This window comes from Bacteroides faecis MAJ27 (genome assembly GCF_900106755.1).
Classification (GTDB): Bacteria; Bacteroidota; Bacteroidia; order Bacteroidales; family Bacteroidaceae; genus Bacteroides; species Bacteroides faecis.
In genome coordinates this window covers 1-1,358 of the sequence record NZ_FNNN01000073.1, presented here as the reverse complement: position 1 = coordinate 1,358, position 1,358 = coordinate 1, and the positions used below count along the sequence as shown (strand labels likewise).

The 1,358-nt window shown below is 43.0% G+C and carries 2 protein-coding genes; both read left to right on the top strand.

Annotated elements, in window-relative coordinates; all coding sequences use genetic code 11:
- Positions 1-66 precede the first annotated feature (66 nt).
- A complete protein-coding gene (locus tag BLW31_RS23695; protein WP_010535358.1) occupies positions 67-408 on the top strand; it encodes an ISAon1 family transposase N-terminal region protein in 342 nt (113 codons plus the stop codon).
- A 25-nt stretch (positions 409-433) separates the two neighbouring features.
- The coding region (locus tag BLW31_RS23690) for an ISAon1 family transposase (protein WP_074759715.1) at positions 434-1,358 on the top strand (925 nt) is incomplete at its 3' end.

The window sequence follows — 1,358 nt, the reverse complement described above, 5'->3', positions numbered from 1 at the left end:
GGATCAATGAATAAATCTGAGGGATGAAATTACAAATTCTTATCTTTGCCTTCAAATTTATAGAAAATGGAGTTAAATGTTTATCGTCTTCTTCTCCCTGAAGGCACCTTGGATTACTTTGATGTTGTTGATGTGAAAGAAAGGGTGAATGAAATCGTGATTTACCTTGAAGAGAAGAATCTGGTTCCTGAGCAGTATTCCGGTGAGGCCACTGAGAGTAAAGGCTTTTATGATCCGGTGGTTGTTCAGGACTTTCCCCTTCGTGGTAAGAAAGTGTATCTGAACATTCGCCGTCGTCGCTGGATATTAAAGAAGAGCAATGATTATATCTGCCGTAACTGGCGCATGTTAGCTGAGGGTACTCGTATGACGCAGGATTTTGCGTCTTTTTTAAAAGAATTATATTGATAATCATCCGATCGGCTGCAAGTTATTGGGTACTTTATATGGCGTTGACGGGGATTTGTTTGAACGTCAATACCGCAACCATTTAAGTGGCTACCTCCGCTGGGAGCAGCTTGCCCATGCAGAGAACTGGCTTTTGTTTGAGAAGAACATTGGTGCCTACGTCTGTATTGATGAAGTGGCCCTCTCTCGTGGAGAACTATATACTGTGTTGATTAATAAAGAGGCTCACGGTGGTAAAGGCAGTATTATCGCTATCATTAAAGGTACGGATGTTTGTACAGTCACCTCTGTCCTGCTTAAACTTTCGCGTCGTCGTCGCTATCAGGTACGTGAGATCACCTTGGATATGGCCCCCAATATGGAACAGATTGCGCGGACTTGCTTCCCTGCCGCCAAACGCGTTACAGATCGTTTCCATGTACAGAAACTAGCTCATGAAGCAGTTCAGGAGATGCGTGTGAAAGCCCGCTGGGAGGCTTTGGATGAGGAGTCCACGCAGCTTGCCTATGCAAAGGCCTGCGGAAAGATATATCATGCACCTGTTTTCGCTAATGGAGATACAAGAAAGCAGTTGCTGGCAAGGAGTATTTATCTGCTTTACAAAAAAGAATCGCTATGGACTCAGTCTCAAAGGATACGGGCTGAGATTCTATTTAAAGAATATCCCGATATAAAGAAGGGATATTATCTGGCCATGCGGTTAGGCTCAATCTATCATCAGTGTAAGTTTAAAGATATTGCTTTGACAAGGCTTGCAAGGTGGTATGACGAAGTCGATAAATCAGGCTTCCTGACTTTTGGAAGGGTAGCGCGCTCTATCCAAACACACTATATGAATATTATCAACTTCTTTGAAAGAAGGGCAACTAATGCGGCAGCAGAATCATTCAATGCTAAAATCAAGGCATTCAGAGCACAGTTTAGAGGAGTCAGAGATAAGGCATTTTTTT

Excerpts from the sequence above, each read along its gene's own strand:
- BLW31_RS23695 (WP_010535358.1), top strand. The coding sequence starts at position 67 with ATGGAGTTAAATGTTTATCGTCTTCTTCTCCCTGAAGGCACCTTGGAT.